Genomic DNA, 330 nt, shown 5'->3' on the forward strand with positions numbered 1-330 from the left:
GATCCTTGCCTTCACCCGCGACACCAGAGACACCCCGGAACGCATGCGGCTTCGCGCGGTCCTGCTCGACCAGTTGCGTGCCTCACCACAACAACCACTGCACCTGCCCACCCCCACGGCACCCTTGTTGCGGACGGTGTGTGCGCTGCTCGCCGACAACCCCGGCGACACCCGCACTCTGACCGAACTCGGCCGCGAAGTCGGAGCCAGCGACCGCACGCTGTCGCGGCTGTTCCACAATGACCTCGGCTTGACCTTCCCGCAGTGGCGCACTCAACTACGCCTGCACCACGCACTGGTCCTGCTCGCCGAGAAAACCCCGGTCACCAC

The 330-nt window shown here is 66.7% G+C and carries 1 protein-coding gene; it reads left to right on the plus strand.

The window, feature by feature from the left end; all coding sequences use genetic code 11:
- Positions 1-330 (plus strand): helix-turn-helix domain-containing protein (locus tag GV790_RS29440; protein WP_163818075.1); only part of this gene is annotated, 330 nt, incomplete at both ends.

The sequence above is a fragment of the Nocardia cyriacigeorgica genome, from assembly GCF_010858045.1.
Taxonomy (GTDB): Bacteria; Actinomycetota; Actinomycetes; order Mycobacteriales; family Mycobacteriaceae; genus Nocardia; species Nocardia cyriacigeorgica_E.